A 16,640-nucleotide genomic window follows, 5' to 3' on the forward strand; every position below is an offset into this window, starting at 1 on the left:
ACCGGACTGTGGGCACAATTGGCATGGCTGTCAGACATGGCGCTACGGATGGGGAGGCAGGAACGACGGTGGCGGAACGGAGCACGGCTGCCGTCGACGTGGCCGACAACAGCGGTGACGAGCCGCTGACCGCGAAAGCGGAGAAGGCCGCGACCGACGGGGTGGAGCAGGCGCAGGATCCGACGGACACGTCCGCGGAAGACGGCGACCGGGCGCCGGGTGAGCCACCCGCCCCCGCCGCCCCGGAACTGCACAGCGGGTACAAGATCGCCAGACGGTACCGGCTGGAGGAGTGCGTCACCCGTCTGGACGGCTTTAGCAGTTGGCGCGCAGTCGACGAGAAGCTGCGCCGCGCGGTCGGCGTCCATGTCCTGCCCGCCCGTCACCCCCGGGCCCGGTCGGTGCTGGCCGCCGCCCGCTCCTCCGCCCTGCTGGGCGATCCGCGGTTCGTCCAGGTCCTCGACGCGGTCGAGGACAGCGAACTGGTCTACGTGGTCCACGAGTGGCTGCCCGACGCCACCGAGCTGACCAACCTGCTGGCGGCCGGCCCCATGGAGGCCCACGACGCCTACCAGTTGGTCAGCCAGGTCTCCCAGGCCATGGCGGCCGCCCACCGCGAGGGCCTGGCCCACCTGAGGCTCACCCCTGGAGCGGTACTGCGCAGTTCCACCGGCCAGTACCGCATCCGCGGCCTCGCGGTGAACGCGGCCCTGCGCGGCATCAGCGCCGAGCGCCCCCAGCGCACCGACACCGAGGCCATCGGGGCGCTGCTGTACGCGGCGCTCACCCAGCGCTGGCCGTATGAGAACGACGCCCACGGACTGTCCGGGCTGCCCAAGACGATCGGCCTGCTGCCTCCGGACCAGGTACGGGCGGGGGTGCACCGGGGCCTCTCCGAGATCGCCATGCGCGCCCTGGTCAACGACGGCGCCACCGCCTCCCGGCAGGAGCAGCCCTGCACCACGCCGGACGAGCTGGCCAAGGCCGTCGCGGCGATGCCCCGGATCCGGCCGCCCGAGCCGGAGTTCCCCACCGCCGCCGAATACCAGCAGGGCACCACCTATCAGCAGGGGTTCAGTCGGGGCACGGGGCACCACGCCGGCCCGGTCGCCCCGCTGCCGCCGCTGCCGCCTCCGCCGCTCCAGACCCGCACCGGCAAGGCGCTGAAGTGGGTGGTCTCGGCGCTACTGATCGCCGCGCTGGGGCTGGGTAGCTGGCAGATCGCCGACAAGCTCCTCGGCCGTCAGGACGCCGCCGACGAACCCAACCCCTCGCAGTCCACCACGACCACCACCGGCGGCGGCGAGGAAGATGACAAAAAGCCCGGCGTCCCGGTGCCGCTGAAGGTGCAGGACGCCCAGGAGTACGCCCCGGACGGCGTCGCGCAGAAGCCAGAGGACGTCGCCGACACCTACGACGGCGACCAGGAAAGCCACTGGCGCACCAAGTACTACGTGGACGGGCCGGAGTTCGCCCCCACGGTGAAGCGGGGTGTGGGCATCGTCTACGACCTCGGCGCCGAGAAGGACGTGTCCACCGCCACCCTGGCCCTGCGCTACGGCGGCGACCACACCACGGTTGCCCTCTACGCCACCGATTCGCTTTCCCCGGGCGGCAGTTCGGGCGACCCGGTGGGCTCCCTGAAGCAGATCGCGAAGGGCACCACCAGCGGCACCACGCTGGACCTCAAGGCGGAGAAGCCCGTCAAGAGCCGCTATGTGCTGATGTGGATCACCGCCATGCCGTACTCGGGCCAGGACGGCTACAGTTCGCCCGGATACAAACAGGGTGTCGCCGACGTGCGCTTCACCGGCTGACGCCATCGCCATGAGCAGCCAGGGAGGGGGCGCACCCTTGGAAGCCGACGAGCTGGGCACGGTGGACGACCGCGATCTCCTGGCGCGGCATGTCGCCGGCGACCCGGACGCGTTCAGCGAGCTGGTCCGACGCCATCGCGACCGGCTCTGGGCCGTGGCGATGCGGACCCTGGGCGACCGGGAAGAGGCCGCCGACGCCGTCCAGGACGCACTGGTATCCGCGTTCCGTGCTGCCCACACCTTCCGTGGTCAGTCGGCGGTCACCACCTGGCTGCACCGCATCACCGTCAACGCCTGCCTGGACCGGGCCCGCAAGGCGGACTCCCGCAAGACCTCCCCGGTGGACGACACCCAGAAGCTGGAGCAGCTCCTGGAGCCGCACGAGTCGGCGGAGGCCCCCGCCGAGCGCCACGACCTCCACCGGGAGCTGCTGGCGGCACTGGGCAGGCTGCCGGCCGAGCAGCGGGCGGCATTGGTGCTGGTGGACATGCAGGGCTATCCGGTCGCCGAGGCCGCCGCGATCCTCGGCGTCCCCACCGGGACGATCAAGAGCCGCTGTGCGCGGGGCCGGGCACGCCTCCTGCCCATGCTCACTCATCTGCGCGGCGACAACGGGGATAGCGCGACCAGCGACCGGGGAAGGAACCGGACGCCAGGGACATCCGTCCCACCGGCGTCGGGACCGAGGGATGCGGGACCGCACGATCCTGCAGCAGTGAAGGGCGGAGGTGGGCGCGCATGACATCCACGACCGACACGACCCGGCACCCGGATGTCTCGGAGATCTCCGATCTCACCGAGGGCCTGCTGCCGCCGTCCCGTACGGCCGCCGTCCGGACCCATGTGGACGCCTGCCCGCTCTGTTCCGATGTCCGCTCCTCGCTGGAGGAGATTCGCGGCCTGCTGGGCACCCTGCCGGGGCCGACCCGGATGCCCGCCGACGTCGCCGGCCGGATCGACGCGGCCTTGGCCGCTGAGGCACTGCTCGACGCGACCGCCCCCTCGACCGGCGATGTTGCACGTGAAACAACGCCGGCGGACGAGCCGTCGGGTGGGGAGCCGACCGCTGATGTCGCAACCGCTGATGTTTCACGTGAAACATCAGCGGCCGCTCCGGCTTCCACCACCGCATCGGACGAGCGGCCTCGGTCCGGTGCCGCCGATCGTCCGGCCGGGCGCTCCGCCGCCCCGACCGCCCCCGGCGGCACTGCCGGGCCGGGGCGCGGTCAGCGCTCGACGCGCCGGCGGCGCGGGGCCGTGCTGGGCGCCGTGCTCGGGGTGGCCGCCGTCGGCATGAGCGTCTTCGTGCTACAGGCGATCCAGCCTGCCGATGCTCCGCCCACCGCCGCCCGTGCCGACCGCTCGGCGGCTTCCGCCCAGCAGGAGACGTTCGCCGGTGCGCCGGTGGGCAGCCAGGTCAAGGAGCTGCTGGGCCCGGCCGCGAAGAGCAGCCAGGAGAGCGCCCAGCAAGGCGAGGCGGAGAAGTCTCCTCGGTCCCCGCGCAGCGCCGACGCCCCCTCCACCTTCCGCACCGAGGGCGTCGCCGTCCCGCCGTGCGTCCAGGAGGGGACCGGTAGGAGCGAGACCGCGCTCGCCGCCCGGCAGGGCAGCTACCAGGGCTCGGCCGCCTATCTGGTGGTCATGCCGCACGCCCGGGACCCGAAGCTGGTGCAGGCGTATGTGATGGACGCCTCCTGCACCCAGCTGCCGGACGGCGACAAGGCGACTGTCCTGCTGACGCACGACTACCCGCGCCCCTGAGACCGCTCCTCGTCCCTGCTGCCCGCCGGCCGTCTCCGGGCCGCGTTCCCGACCCGGGAATGCATCGCCCGTAGTATCCGTTGCGTGGGGTGAGAGTCCTTGGACCCGCCCGTAGGCAGTAGTGCAGTCTGCAGAGACGAGGAAGAAACCCGTGAGCGACGTCCGTAACGTGATCATCATCGGCTCCGGGCCCGCCGGCTACACGGCAGCGCTGTACACGGCGCGCGCCTCGCTGAAGCCGCTGGTCTTCGAGGGTGCCGTCAGCGCCGGTGGCGCGCTGATGAACACGACCGACGTGGAGAACTTCCCGGGCTTCCGCGACGGCATCATGGGCCCCGACCTGATGGACAACATGCGGGCTCAGGCCGAGCGCTTCGGCGCCGAGCTGATCCCGGACGACGTGGTCTCGGTGGACCTCACGGGTGAGATCAAGACGGTCACCGACACGGTGGGCACCGTCCACCGCGCCAAGGCCGTGATCATCACCACCGGTTCCCAGCACCGCAAGCTGGGTCTGCCCAACGAGGACGCTCTGTCGGGTCGGGGCGTGTCCTGGTGCGCCACCTGTGACGGCTTCTTCTTCAAGGACCAGGACATCGCCGTGGTCGGCGGCGGCGACACCGCCATGGAGGAGGCGACCTTCCTCTCCCGGTTCGCCAAGTCCGTCACCATCGTGCACCGCCGGGACACCCTGCGGGCGTCCAAGGCGATGCAGGAGCGGGCCTTCGCCGACCCGAAGATCCGGTTCGCCTGGGACAGCGAGGTGGCCACGGTCCACGGCGAGCAGAAGCTCTCCGGGCTGACGCTGCGCGACACCAAGACGAGCGAGACCAGTGAGCTGCCGGTCACCGGCCTGTTCATCGCCGTCGGCCACGACCCGCGCACCGAGCTGTTCAAGGGCCAGTTGGAGCTGGACGACGAGGGCTACCTGAAGGTGGACGCCCCCTCGACCCGCACCAACCTGGCGGGAGTCTTCGCCGCCGGTGACGTGGTCGACCACACCTACCGGCAGGCCATCACCGCCGCCGGCACCGGCTGCTCCGCGGCCCTGGACGCCGAGCGCTTCCTCGCGGCCCTCTCGGACAGCGAGCAGACCGCTGAGCCCGAGAAGACCGCGGCGATCTGACCCATCCCATTCCCACTCACACACCCCGCGAAGTGAAGGAGGCCGCCGTGGCCGGCGACCTGAAGAACGTGACCGACGCGTCCTTCGAGGAGGACGTCCTCAAGAGTGACAAGCCCGTGCTCGTCGACTTCTGGGCCGCCTGGTGCGGACCGTGCCGCCAGATCGCCCCGTCGCTGGTGGCGATCGCCCAGGAGCACGGCGACCAGATCGAGGTCGTCAAGCTGAACATCGACGAGAACCCGGCCACGGCGGCGAAGTACGGGGTCATGTCGATCCCGACGCTCAACGTCTACCAGGGCGGCGAGGTCGCCAAGACCATCGTCGGCGCCAAGCCGAAGGCCGCGATCGTGCGCGACCTGGAGCCCTTCCTCGGTGACGCCACCGCGAAGGCCTGAGCCGGACGTCTCCTCATCCAGGGCCCCAGCATGGGACCACGTTTCACGTGAAACATCCGGCCGATGTTTCACGTGAAACATTGAACGGCCCATCCCTCCACGGGGTGGGCCGTTCAACATGGGCGGGGCGGCTACAGCGGCCGCAGGGCCGGCTCCTTCTTCACCCCGCCGAGGAGCCGATCCAGGGCCAGCTCCACGTCCTCCTTCCAGGAGAGCGTGGAGCGCAGCTCCAGCCGAAGCCGCGGATACACGGGATGGGGCCGCACCGTCTTGAACCCCACCGAGAGCAGATGCTCGGCCGGCAGCAGACAGGCCGGCTCCTTCCACCGCGCATCGCCGAACGCCTCGATGGCCCGGAAGCCCCGGCGGAGCAGATCCTTGGCGACCGTCTGCACCAGGACCCGGCCGAGCCCCTGCCCCTGATGGCCGGGGACGATCAGTGCGGTGATGAGCTGGACCGCGTCCGGCGAGACCGGGCTGGTCGGGAAGGCCGTGGCCCGGGGCACATATGCCGGGGGAGCGTAGAGCACGAAGCCGGCCGGGGCGTCGTCGACATAGACGACGCGTCCGCACGATCCCCAGTCCAGCAGGACGGCCGAGATCCAGGCTTCCTTCTCCTGATCCGCCGTGCCTCCTCTTACTGCGGCTTCTCCACTGACGGGATCAAGCTCCCAGAAGACACAGGTGCGGCAGCGCTGGGGGAGATCCGGGAGGTTGTCCAGCGTGAGCGGTACGAGCCGACGCCCCATGAGGGGTGATCCTCACTTCCTTCGTCAGCCGCGTCGAGTGCGGCTGCCAGCGTGCTCCGCTCCCGAAGCAGACTGCCGATGAACCCTCCGACGACACCCAGTCCCAGTGTCGCTGTCACCACTTGGCTGCGGCTCATCTCTCGCATGCCAGGGCTCTCCCTCCGCGGCGGATCAGGCCGGATGCGCATACCAGAACGCATCGTATCGATGGGGTGATGAGGCGCATACAGGAACAGGCCACCGGGGCGGGTCCGCGTCCCCCAGGGGCGTGCCCTGGGGACCTGGACCCGCCCCGGGTAAAAGGTCCCTACCGCCCGGTCGCCGGGGGCCGGCGACTACGCCGGGGAGTCGGGCTCGGCCTCGCCGCGCGGGAGCACCGGGCCCTCCTCCGGCGCGAGCGTGGAGAGGATGCGCTCGAGGTCCTCCATGGAGGCGAACTCGACGACGATCTTGCCCTTCTTCTGGCCCAGGTCGACCTTGACCCGGGTTTCGAAGCGGTCGGAGAGACGGGTGGCCAGCTCGGACAGGGCCGGAGACACCCGGGCGCCGGCCCGGGGGCCCTTGCTCTTGGGCGCGGCGGGCTCGGAGCCCATCAGCCGCACGATCTCCTCGACATTGCGCACCGTGAGCCCTTCCGCCACGATGCGGCGGGCCAGCTCTTCCTGGGCCTCGGGGTCTTCCACGGGCAGTATGGCCCGGGCATGACCGGCCAGGATGGTTCCGGCGGCGATCCGCTTCTGCACGGTGGGTGCCAACTTCAGCAGCCGCAGGGTGTTGGTGACCTGGGAGCGGCTGCGTCCGATGCGGTCGGCGAGCTGGTCGTGGGTGCAGTCGAAATCCTGGAGGAGCTGGTCGTACGCGGCGGCCTCTTCCAGCGGGTTGAGCTGGGCTCGGTGGAGGTTCTCCAGCAGGGCGTCCAGGAGGAGCTTCTCGTCCTCGGTGGCCCGGACGATCGCGGGGATGCGCTCCAATCCGGCCTGCTGGGACGCCCGCCAGCGGCGCTCGCCCATGATCAGCTCGTAGCGGTCGGCGCTCAGCTCTCGCACCACCACGGGCTGGAGGAGGCCGACCTCCTGGATGGAGGTCACCAGCTCGGCCAGCGCGTCCTCGTCGAAGACCTTGCGCGGCTGGCGCGGGTTGGGAGTGATGGCGTCCAGCGGCAGCTCGGCGAAGTAGGCGCCTTCGGGTGCCGTGTAGGCCGGCTCGGGCGCCGTCGGGGAGCCGTCCACCGGGGCGCTGCTCTGCGGGATCGAGGTCACCTTGGCGGCGGCCACTCCCCGCTCGGCGGTCAGGGTGGACCCCGTACCCGGGGCAGCGGAGTGCGCTCCCGTCGTGGGGGCGGACCGTTCCTGGGGTGCGGCGGGGATCAGCGCACCGAGTCCGCGTCCCAGACCCCTTCGTCGTTCGCTCATGTGGTCCCCTCCGACATGCTGTGCTGGTTGTTCTGGTTGCCCAGATGGGTGGCTTGCGCCTCGTAGCTGAGGCCGACGCCGCGCAGGGCGATCTCGCGGGCAGCTTCGAGGTAAGAGAGCGAACCGCTGGAGCCCGGGTCGTAGGTCAGGACGGTCTGGCCGTAACTGGGCGCCTCGGAGATGCGGACGGAGCGCGGGATGCTGGTGCGCAGGACCTCGTCGCCGAAGTGGCTGCGGACCTCCTCGGCCACCTGGGAGGCAAGCCGGGTGCGTCCGTCGTACATGGTGAGCAGGATGGTCGAGACGTGCAGCGACGGGTTGAGGTGGGCGCGGACCAGTTCCACGTTGCGCAGCAACTGCCCCAGTCCTTCTAGCGCGTAGTACTCGCACTGGATCGGGATGAGCACCTCGGCGCCGGCCACCAGGGCGTTGACGGTGAGCAGGCCCAGGGACGGCGGGCAGTCGATCAGGACGTAGTCCAGCGGCTGCTCGTACGCCTGGATCGCCCGCTGGAGACGGCTCTCCCGAGCCACCAGCGAGACGAGTTCGATTTCCGCGCCGGCCAGGTCGATGGTGGCCGGGGCGCAGAAGAGTCCTTCGACGTCCGGGACCGGCTGCACCACATCGGAGAGCGGCTTGCTGTCGACCAGGACGTCGTAGATCGACGGGACTTCCGCGTGGTGGTCGATGCCGAGGGCGGTGGAGGCGTTGCCCTGCGGGTCAAGGTCGATCACCAGGACCCGGGCCCCATGCAGGGCCAGCGATGCGGCCAGGTTGACCGTGGTGGTGGTCTTGCCGACCCCACCCTTCTGGTTGGCGACCACGATGATGCGGGTCTGCTCCGGCCGGGGGAGACCCTGACCCGCGCGGCCCAGTGCCTCGACCGCCAGGTGGGCGGAGCGTCCCACGGGCGCGTCGTCCATCGGGGGCGGTGTTTCACGTGAAACATCCTCCCCCGCCGATTCGGTGCGGGGACCGGGGACCGGGTCGGTCATCGCGCCCGCGATGTTGGCGTCGGACCGCAAGGATTCACTCTCCTCGGCTTCAGGCTCGCAGTGGGGAGAGCCTGTCATGGTTTCGGGGTCGTGAACCAGCGAGGTCGGTCGTTCTGTGGACAACTCCACCTCTGTGGACAACCGGGCCACCCGCGCGGGCGGCTTGCGGTCTCGCGGTGCGGCAGCCGCGCGACCGCGGCCGATGATTCCCTGCAGCAGTGGGCGACGTTTCACGTGAAACATTGAGGCACTCGCCGCGGGGGCCGGGAGTCACGACACTCCGGCATGCACACATACGGGACGCCCACCGCCAGTGCGGCGGGCGTCCCGGTGACACCGACCAGGTCAGCGGCGGCGGCGTGAGGTGCGGGCGGCCTTGGCGCGCTTGGCCGCGAAGCGGACGCCGCCGGGGCTCTCGCCCACCTCGACCCGGACCACCGTGGACAGGGGATCGACCAGGCCCTCGCCGACCTGGAGCACCGAGGTGTTCACGACGCCGAGCTTGCTGAGGGCGGCACGGGCGCCCTGGATCTCCTCCGCGGCGGTGTCGCCCTTGAGCGCCAGCATCTCGCCGTAGGGGCGCAGCAGCGGGACGCCCCAGCCGGCCAGCCGGTCCAGCGGCGCCACCGCGCGGGCGGTGACGACGTGCACGGGCGGGAGCTTGCCCATGACCTCCTCGGCCCGGCCGCGCATGACGGTCACATGGTCCAGGCCCAGCAGCTCGACGACCTCCTGGAGGAAGTTGGTGCGGCGCAGCAGCGGCTCCAGCAGGGTGATCTTCAGGTCGGGACGGACCAGGGCGAGGGGGATGCCGGGCAGCCCGGCACCGGAGCCGACGTCGCAGACGGTGACCCCTTCGGGCACCACCTCGGAGAGCACCGCGCAGTTCAGCAGGTGGCGCTCCCACAGCCGCGGCACCTCGCGCGGGCCGATCAGGCCGCGCCGGACGCCCGCGTCGGCGAGGAGCTCGGCGTACCGGACCGCCTCCGGGAAGAACTCGCCGAAGATCTTCCGCGCCTCCGGGGGCGCCTGGGGAAGCTGTTCTGCTTCCGTCACGGGAAACCGTCCTTCCGTACCGCTGTCGCTTTACCGAGGCTAAGGGAGATGGGCTGGCTGACGAACGCGGCCCCGCCTGCGAGCAGACGGGGCCGGGTCGGTGCGGAGGGTCAGGCGGGGAGCACGACGACGAAGCGCTGCGGCTCCTCGCCCTCGGACTCGCTGCGGAGACCGGCAGCGGCCACCGCGTCGTGGACGACCTTGCGCTCGAAGGGGGTCATCGGCTCCAGCCGGACCGGCTCGCCGCTGTTCTTGACGTCGTCGGCGGCCTGGGCGCCGAGCTCGGCCAGCTCGGTGCGCTTCTGGGCGCGGAAGCCGGCGATGTCCAGCATCAGCCGGCTGCGGTCGCCGGTCTCCCGGTGCACGGCCAGCCGGGTCAGCTCCTGGAGCGCCTCCAGCACCTCGCCGTCCCGACCCACCAGCTTCTGCAGGTCGCGGGCGTCCACGTCGCTGACGATGGAGACCGCGGCACGGTCCGCCTCGACGTCCATGTCGATGTCACCGTCGAGATCGGCGATGTCAAGCAGGCCCTCCAGGTAGTCGGCCGCGATCTCACCCTCCTGCTCCAGGCGGGTCAGGGTGTCGCCACCCTCAGCGGTGGAGGTCGTGGCTTCCGTCACGGATGGGCTCCTTAGGTACGTCGTGGTGCTGGTGGGCGGGCTTACTTCTTGGACGAGGGGTGCTTGGGCCGCTGCTGGCCCTTGCGCTGTCCGGACTTGGCCTGCTGACGGGCGCCGGCGGGCTTGGCGGCCTGCTTGGGCGTGGCGCCGGAGGGAGCGTCGGGCTTCTCCAGCGACACCGCCTCGTCGGCATCCTGGGAGCCGGTCGGCTGGGTCCCGGCCTGCTGGCGCTTGGCCTTGGTCTGCCGCTTGGGCTGCTGGCGGCGGGCGCCGGACAGCTCCGCCTCGGCGGTGGCGGGGTCGACCTTGGTGACCGTGCCGTCGGCCTGCGGCGAGAAGCCCGCCTTGGCCAGGCTGGAGATGAACTTGCGCTCGTTGTCGTTGCGGTCGGGGCCCTTGGCCACGATGGCGCGCAGGATGTTGCGCCGGCGACGGCCGCGGATCTCCCCGTGCGTGGACACGCTCTTCAGCAGCCGCTCCAGGTACTGGTCCTGCGCCTTGCTGCCCGGGGTCGGGTTCTGGTTGATCACGTACATCTGCTGACCCATGGTCCACACGTTGGTGGTCAGCCAGTAGACGAGGACGCCGACGGGGAAGTTGATGCCCATGACGGCGAAGATCACCGGGAAGATGTACATCAGCATCTTCTGCTGCTGCATGTACGGGGTCTTCACCGTGAGGTCGACGTTCTTCTGCATCAGCTGGCGCTGCGTGTAGAACTGCGACAGCGACATCAGCACGATCATGATCGCGGTGACGACGCGGACGTCGACGATCGAGGCGTTGAGGCTGGCGACCTTCTCGGCGCTGTCGGTGAAGGTGGCGGCCAGCGGAGCGCCGAAGATGTGCGCCTGACGGGCGCTGGCGAGCAGCGGCTCGTCGATGACGCCGATGGTCTTGCCCGAGGCGATGCTGGAGAGCACGTGGTAGAGGGCGAAGAAGAACGGCGACTGCGCCAGGATGGGAAGGCACGAGGACAGCGGGTTGGTGCCCGCGTCCTTGTACAGCTTCATCATCTCTTCTTGCTGGCGCTGGCGGTCGTTCTTGTAGCGCTCCTGGATCGCCTTCATCTTCGGCTGGAGCACCTGCATGTTCCGCATCGACTTGATCTGCTTCACGAAGAGCGGGATCAGGCAGATACGGATCAGCACCACGAGGGACACGATCGACAGACCCCAGGCCCAGCCCGTGTCGGGCCCGAAGATCGCGCCGTACAGACTGTGGAACTGGACGATGATCCACGAGACGGGTGTGGTGATGAAGCTGAACAGACTGGCAATCGTGTCCACTAATCAGGCTCCTTGAGCATGGGGCGAGGTCTCGTCGGCCGGGCTCGTCTCGGCGGAGGGCCCGCCCTTGCCGCCGCACAGTCGGTCGCGCAGCATTTCGTGCCACCGGGGGCGCTTACGTGGGGGTACGTGGTCGACGCCGCCCGGCGACCAGGGATTGCACCGCAGGATCCGCCAGGCGGTCAGGGCGGTGCCCTTGAGCGCGCCGTGGCGGTCGATCGCGGTGAAGCCGTAGTGCGAGCACGAGGGGTAGTACCGGCAAACCGGGCCCAGCAGTGGGCTGATCGTCCACTGGTACAGCTTGATCAGGGCCAGCAGCGGGTACTTCATCGCGCGCCCCCTCCCAGCAACCGCTGAAGTGCGGCATCCAGGTCTCGGGCCAGTTCTGCGTGGTCGGCGTCGCCCGCTCCGGGCAGCGCCCGTACTACCACCAGGCTACCGGGGGGCAGCGAGGCCAGCCGGTCCCGTATCAGGTGGCGCAGTCGGCGCTTGACGTGGTTGCGGACCACGGCGCCGCCGACGGCCTTGCTGACGACGAAACCCGCACGGGTCGGGGAAGCGTTCTCCCCCAACGCGTGCGGGTCCGTGGCACCGCTTCGTAGATGGACGACGAGGAGCGGGCGACCGGCCCGGCGTCCTCGGCGTACCGCGGTCGCGAAGTCCTCGCGCCGCCTCAGCCGATTCTCGGTAGGCAGCACGTCATGACCTGCGCGCGGTTCAGGCGGACAGGCTCGCGCGACCCTTGCTCCGGCGGGACGCGAGGATCGCGCGGCCGGCGCGGGTACGCATGCGCAGACGGAAACCGTGGGTCTTGGCACGACGACGGTTGTTCGGCTGGAAGGTGCGCTTGCTCACTCGGGGGCTCCAGAAGGGAATCGTGGGTGGCGGGACATCGCCTGGCTGTCACCGTGCGCCCACGAGTAGCTCGCAATACGCCCGAGTGCACCGCTAACCGATCACCGTGATGATCTTTGCCCATCGGAGGCAGGCGGCAGCAGCCATCGACAACTCGACCTGGTTACGGTACGCGCGGCTACGCCATCCGGTCAAACCAGCTCCCTACCCGCATGCCGGGTCCGGGACGCCTCCGGGTCGCTATACACAGGCTGTGGACAACAACTTGAACGACGTGAGCCCGCCCGACTACCGTGGCTGAACTCGGATTCTTTTCCTGCCTGTCCTTCCGCCCCGTCCCGAGAACCACACATTCGTGGGACCTGTGAGAGAGCGTGCCCTGTGGCTGACGTACCCGCTGATCTTGCCGCAGTGTGGCCGCGAGTGATCGACCAGCTCCTCGGCGGCGACGGCCAGCAGAGCATCGAGGCCAAGGACCGGCAGTGGATCGAGCGGTGTCAGCCGCTCGCCCTCGTCGCCGACACCGCGCTGCTCGCCGTCCCCAACGAATGGGGCAAGCGGGTGCTGGAGGGCCGGCTGGCCCCGCTCATCAGCGAGACGCTCAGCCGCGAGTGCGGCCGCACCATCCGGATCGCGATCACGGTGGACGACTCGGCGGGCGAGCCCACCGCCCCGGCCGGCGCGCCGCCGCACGGCCAGGCGCGGTACGACGAGCGCGGGCCGCAGGACGGCTACGGCGCCCCGGACTCGTACGACAAGCCGTACGACCGCCCGTATGACAAGCAGTACGACAAGCCGTACGAGGGTTACGACGGCGGGGGCTACGGACACCAGCCGCTGCCGGACGACGGGCTGCCCGCGGTCCGCCCGGCCTACCCCGATTACGAGCGGCAGCGCCCCGACCCGGGCGCCTGGCCGCGCACCCAGGAGGACCTGTCCTGGCAGCAGCAGCGGCTCGGCGGCTTCCCGGAGCGCGATCCGTACGCCGCGACCCGCCAGCCGCAGGCCCACCGCGACTACCGCGGGCCGCAGGGCGGGGACTCCTCCTACGACCCGGGCCCCGGCGACCGCCGGGAGCAGCCTGGCGGCGGACCGGGGATGTCCGGCTCCGGCATGCCCGGCCCCGGGATGCCGGGTGCGGGGATGCCGGGAGCCGGCGGAAGCGGCAGCACCGCCGGCACGGGCGGCCCGGGCGGCACGGCGGGGGCGGGCGCCGGCCGCCCCGGCGAGCCGCACGCCCGGCTGAACCCCAAGTACCTCTTCGACACCTTCGTCATCGGCTCGTCCAACCGGTTCGCGCACGCGGCCGCCGTGGCGGTCGCCGAGGCGCCTGCCAAGGCGTACAACCCGCTCTTCGTGTACGGGGAGTCGGGGCTCGGCAAGACCCATCTGCTGCACGCCATCGGGCACTACGCGCGCAGCCTCTACCCGGGCACCCGGGTGCGGTACGTCAGCTCGGAGGAGTTCACCAACGAGTTCATCAACTCGATCCGCGACGGCAAGGGCGACACCTTCCGCAAGCGCTACCGGGATGTGGACATCCTGCTGGTGGACGACATCCAGTTCCTGGCCAGCAAGGAGTCGACCCAGGAGGAGTTCTTCCACACCTTCAACACCCTGCACAACGCCAACAAGCAGATCGTGCTCTCCTCGGACCGGCCGCCCAAGCAGCTCATGACGCTGGAGGACCGGCTGCGCAACCGCTTCGAGTGGGGCCTGACCACGGACGTCCAGCCGCCCGAGCTGGAGACCCGGATCGCGATCCTGCGCAAGAAGGCGGTGCAGGAGCAGCTCAACGCCCCGCCGGAGGTACTGGAGTTCATCGCCTCGCGGATCTCCCGCAACATCCGGGAGCTGGAGGGGGCGCTGATCCGGGTGACGGCGTTCGCCAGCCTCAACCGGCAGCCGGTGGACCTGGGGCTCACCGAGGGCGTGCTGAAGGACCTCATCCCGGGCGGTGAGGACGCGGCACCCGAGATCACCGCGGGCGCGATCATGGCGGCGACGGCGGACTACTTCGGGCTCACCGTCGAGGACCTGTGCGGGTCCTCGCGCAGCCGGGTGCTGGTGACCGCCCGGCAGATCGCGATGTACCTGTGCCGGGAGCTGACCGACCTGTCGCTGCCGAAGATCGGCGCGCAGTTCGGCGGACGCGACCACACCACGGTGATGCACGCGGACCGCAAGATCCGCGCGCTGATGGCGGAGCGGCGCTCGATCTACAACCAGGTCACCGAGCTGACCAACCGCATCAAGGCGGGCTGAGGCACCGCGGCACCGCGGGCCGGGCGGCCGTGGGAGGGCGGGCCCGCCGGGTCTGCGCCTCGCGGCCACGCCGCGCCTCGCCCGGCCGTGCCTGCGGCACGTTCCCGAAGAGGGCGTCTCCAAGAACGGAGGCGCCCTCTTCGGCGTACGCGGGCCGGGTCGGAAAGCCCGGAGCGGGCGCTCGCAGGCCGCTCGGCGGGGTCCACGGGGGAGACGACGGCTGCTCGGCGGCGGGGGCTGCTCGGAGCCGGCGGTCACTCGGCGGCGTCCTCCACAGCCTGTGGCGTTCGAATAGACGACCTGGTCACGGCGTCGTCCACAGAAAACCGGCCGATGGTCCGTCCACACCCTGGGGACTGCCGAGTTGTCCAGATCCTGTCCACAGAGGACCCTGGGGAGAGTGGATCACCGCACGTCAGCGGGGTGTGGATTTGTGGCTGACGGGATTCCACAGGCTGTGGACAACTTGGTTGCCCGCAGCACCGGCCGGAGGTTGTCCACCGGCGGCCCACAGGTTGGGGGCCGTGATCCACAGCTTCTCCACAGCCCTGTCCACTGTTCGGCAACCTCTCCGGCCCGGTTACCGCTTCGAGTGAAAGCGGTCACACGAAGTTGCCGGGTTGCCCTGTGGGCAAGCGGGGTAAAACTGGGGACGGAGCTGTGGGGAACTCGGGCCGGTCTGTGCATCGAGTGTGGACAAGTCCCCGGCATCCACAGAAGGGGCGAGTTGTCCACCGGTTCCGCCCACAGGGGCAGTGGATAAAAAATCGGTGTTGACCTGGGCAAACGAGGTTATCCACGGTTTCCACAGGCCCTACTACTACTGCCACTCATAGTTAGCTCGGAATCCGCTTCGAAGCAGGGCCTGTGCACAACTGGCCGCCGACCGCCGGATCGCGATTTGACCCCGAGCCGCACCGGCTGTCGGCGGCGTGCGTCAGACTGGTCCGGCAGTCGACGAGAGCCAGCAACAGCAGGAGGCGGTTTCCGGTGAAGATCCGGGTGGAGCGCGATGTACTCGCGGAGGCGGTGGCCTGGGTGGCCCGCAGCCTCCCGGCCCGTCCGCCGGCGCCCGTCCTCGCGGGCCTTCTGCTGAAGGCTGAGGACGGCGCCCTCAGCTTCTCGAGCTTCGACTACGAGGTGTCCGCACGGGTCTCGGTCGAGGCCGAGGTGGAGGAGGACGGCACGGTCCTCGTCTCCGGCCGCCTGCTCGCCGACATCTGCCGCGCCCTGCCCAACCGCCCGGTGGAGATCTCCACAGACGGTGTACGGGCGACCGTCGTCTGCGGCTCCTCCCGCTTCACCCTCCACACCCTGCCGGTGGAGGAGTACCCGACGCTGCCGGAGATGCCCACCGCCACCGGCACCGTCCCCGGCGAGGTGTTCGCCTCCGCCGCCGCCCAGGTCGCCATCGCGGCCGGCCGGGACGACACCCTCCCGGTGCTCACCGGCGTGCGCATCGAGATCGAGGGCGAGACGGTCACCCTGGCCTCCACCGACCGCTACCGCTTCGCGGTCCGCGAGTTCCGCTGGAAGCCCGAGGCGCCCGACGTCTCCGCCGTCGCCCTGGTGCCCGCCAAGACGCTGCTGGACACCGCCAAGGCGCTCACCAGCGGCGACACCGTCACCCTGGCGCTGTCCGGCTCCGGCAAGGGCGAGGGCCTGATCGGCTTCGAGGGCGCGGGCCGCCGCACGACGACCCGGCTGCTGGAGGGCGACCTCCCGAAGTACCGCACCCTGTTCCCCACCGAGTTCAACTCGGTCGCGGTGATCGAGACCGCCCCCTTCGTGGAGGCCGTCAAGCGCGTCGCGCTGGTCGCCGAGCGGAACACCCCGGTGCGGCTCACCTTCGAGCAGGGCGTGCTCATCCTGGAGGCCGGCTCCAGCGACGACGCACAGGCTGTGGAAAGGGTCGACGCCCAGCTGGAGGGTGATGACATCTCGATCGCCTTCAACCCGACCTTCCTGCTGGACGGCCTGAGCGCGATCGACTCCCCGGTCGCCCAGCTCTCCTTCACCACCTCCACCAAGCCGGCGCTGCTGGGCGGCAAGCCCGCGCTGGACGCCGAGGCGGACGAGACCTACAAGTACCTGATCATGCCGGTGCGGCTCAGCGGCTGACGCCCGGTCGGCACGGCAGTGGAGAGCGCCGCGAGGCGCTGCGCCGGGCGGCTGACGGCCGTCCGATGAGCGGCTGACCCCACAGGTGTGCGCGGGGGTCCGGGCGTAGGCTCGGGCGCGGGTAGGAAGCCCCGGCTGCACCCCTGGCAACTCTCCGCACACAACGATTGAGGAATGTC

At 70.4% G+C, this 16,640-nt stretch carries 16 protein-coding genes; 7 read left to right on the plus strand and 9 right to left on the minus strand.

All coding sequences use genetic code 11. The features are described 5' to 3' along the window. The first annotated feature begins 68 nt into the window (after positions 1–68). The 5 genes from C6N75_RS00210 to trxA all read left to right on the plus strand — a co-directional run bounded on the left by C6N75_RS00210 (position 69) and on the right by trxA (position 5,099). Positions 69–1,817: a protein kinase family protein gene (locus tag C6N75_RS00210; protein ID WP_105866770.1), complete on the plus strand. Its 1,749-nt coding sequence runs from the start codon at positions 69–71 to the stop codon at positions 1,815–1,817. Positions 1,818–1,827: 10 nt separating this feature from the next. After that, the gene (sigM, locus tag C6N75_RS00215; protein ID WP_105866792.1) at positions 1,828–2,559 is read left to right on the plus strand and encodes an RNA polymerase sigma factor SigM; all 732 of its coding nucleotides are present in this window, start codon (positions 1,828–1,830) and stop codon (positions 2,557–2,559) included. Beyond that, a complete protein-coding gene (locus C6N75_RS00220; protein ID WP_105866771.1) occupies positions 2,556–3,578 on the plus strand; it encodes a hypothetical protein in 1,023 nt (340 codons plus the stop codon). The genes sigM and C6N75_RS00220 overlap by 4 nt, the downstream gene beginning before the upstream one ends. Positions 3,579–3,729: 151 nt before the next feature. After that, positions 3,730–4,704 (plus strand): thioredoxin-disulfide reductase, encoded by a 975-nt coding sequence (trxB, locus tag C6N75_RS00225; RefSeq protein WP_105866772.1) that lies wholly within the window; start codon positions 3,730–3,732, stop codon positions 4,702–4,704. Positions 4,705–4,751: 47 nt separating this feature from the next. Further along, on the plus strand, positions 4,752–5,099 hold the full coding sequence (trxA, locus tag C6N75_RS00230; RefSeq protein WP_105866773.1) for a thioredoxin: 348 nt from the start codon (positions 4,752–4,754) through the stop codon (positions 5,097–5,099). A gap of 131 nt (positions 5,100–5,230) precedes the next feature. Here the strand turns inward: trxA and C6N75_RS00235 are convergent, their stop codons facing one another. The 9 genes from C6N75_RS00235 to rpmH form a co-directional block, all read right to left on the minus strand. Continuing rightward, positions 5,231–5,848 (minus strand): GNAT family N-acetyltransferase, encoded by a 618-nt coding sequence (locus C6N75_RS00235; RefSeq protein ID WP_105866774.1) that lies wholly within the window; start codon positions 5,846–5,848, stop codon positions 5,231–5,233. A 335-nt stretch (positions 5,849–6,183) separates the two neighbouring features. Continuing rightward, positions 6,184–7,260, minus strand: coding sequence for a ParB/RepB/Spo0J family partition protein (locus C6N75_RS00240; RefSeq protein WP_105866775.1), 1,077 nt, complete (start codon positions 7,258–7,260; stop codon positions 6,184–6,186). After that, positions 7,257–8,333: a ParA family protein gene (locus C6N75_RS00245; protein ID WP_105866776.1), complete on the minus strand. Its 1,077-nt coding sequence runs from the start codon at positions 8,331–8,333 to the stop codon at positions 7,257–7,259. Before C6N75_RS00245 ends, C6N75_RS00240 begins: the two co-directional genes overlap by 4 nt. A 267-nt stretch (positions 8,334–8,600) precedes the next feature. Next, positions 8,601–9,311 carry a 16S rRNA (guanine(527)-N(7))-methyltransferase RsmG gene (gene rsmG / locus C6N75_RS00250; RefSeq protein ID WP_105866777.1) on the minus strand — a complete coding sequence of 237 codons (711 nt, stop codon included), beginning with the start codon at positions 9,309–9,311 and terminating at the stop codon, positions 8,601–8,603. A 110-nt stretch (positions 9,312–9,421) separates the two neighbouring features. Then, positions 9,422–9,931 carry a Jag family protein gene (locus C6N75_RS00255; RefSeq protein ID WP_105866778.1) on the minus strand — a complete coding sequence of 170 codons (510 nt, stop codon included), beginning with the start codon at positions 9,929–9,931 and terminating at the stop codon, positions 9,422–9,424. A 41-nt stretch (positions 9,932–9,972) separates the two neighbouring features. Next, entirely contained in the window at positions 9,973–11,220 is a 1,248-nt protein-coding gene (gene yidC, locus C6N75_RS00260) for a membrane protein insertase YidC (protein ID WP_105866779.1), read from the minus strand. A 3-nt stretch (positions 11,221–11,223) separates the two neighbouring features. Beyond that, entirely contained in the window at positions 11,224–11,550 is a 327-nt protein-coding gene (yidD, locus tag C6N75_RS00265; protein WP_105866780.1) for a membrane protein insertion efficiency factor YidD, read from the minus strand. Then, positions 11,547–11,918 (minus strand): ribonuclease P protein component, encoded by a 372-nt coding sequence (gene rnpA / locus C6N75_RS00270; protein ID WP_105866781.1) that lies wholly within the window; start codon positions 11,916–11,918, stop codon positions 11,547–11,549. Before rnpA ends, yidD begins: the two co-directional genes overlap by 4 nt. 19 nt (positions 11,919–11,937) lie before the next feature. Then, a complete protein-coding gene (gene rpmH / locus C6N75_RS00275; protein WP_006348049.1) occupies positions 11,938–12,075 on the minus strand; it encodes a 50S ribosomal protein L34 in 138 nt (45 codons plus the stop codon). A gap of 381 nt (positions 12,076–12,456) precedes the next feature. Here rpmH and dnaA point away from each other — a divergent pair, with 381 nt between their 5' ends. Continuing rightward, positions 12,457–14,340, plus strand: a complete 1,884-nt coding sequence (gene dnaA / locus C6N75_RS00280) for a chromosomal replication initiator protein DnaA (RefSeq protein WP_105866782.1) — start codon at positions 12,457–12,459, stop codon at positions 14,338–14,340. 990 nt (positions 14,341–15,330) lie between these two features. Beyond that, on the plus strand, positions 15,331–16,461 hold the full coding sequence (dnaN, locus tag C6N75_RS00285; protein WP_105866783.1) for a DNA polymerase III subunit beta: 1,131 nt from the start codon (positions 15,331–15,333) through the stop codon (positions 16,459–16,461). Positions 16,462–16,640 lie beyond the last annotated feature (179 nt).

It is taken from the genome of Streptomyces solincola, from assembly GCF_002982015.1.
GTDB lineage: Bacteria > Actinomycetota > Actinomycetes > Streptomycetales > Streptomycetaceae > Streptomyces > Streptomyces solincola.

What these genes read in the sequence shown, in the direction of transcription:
- sigM (WP_105866792.1), top strand. Translation starts at nt 1,828, where the DNA reads ATGAGCAGCCAGGGAGGGGGCGCACCCTTGGAAGCCGACGAGCTGGGC.
- C6N75_RS00220 (WP_105866771.1), top strand. Translation starts at nt 2,556, where the DNA reads ATGACATCCACGACCGACACGACCCGGCACCCGGATGTCTCGGAGATC.
- C6N75_RS00235 (WP_105866774.1), bottom strand. Translation starts at nt 5,848, where the DNA reads ATGGGGCGTCGGCTCGTACCGCTCACGCTGGACAACCTCCCGGATCTC.
- C6N75_RS00240 (WP_105866775.1), bottom strand. Translation starts at nt 7,260, where the DNA reads ATGAGCGAACGACGAAGGGGTCTGGGACGCGGACTCGGTGCGCTGATC.
- C6N75_RS00245 (WP_105866776.1), bottom strand. Translation starts at nt 8,333, where the DNA reads ATGACAGGCTCTCCCCACTGCGAGCCTGAAGCCGAGGAGAGTGAATCC.
- yidD (WP_105866780.1), bottom strand. Translation starts at nt 11,550, where the DNA reads ATGAAGTACCCGCTGCTGGCCCTGATCAAGCTGTACCAGTGGACGATC.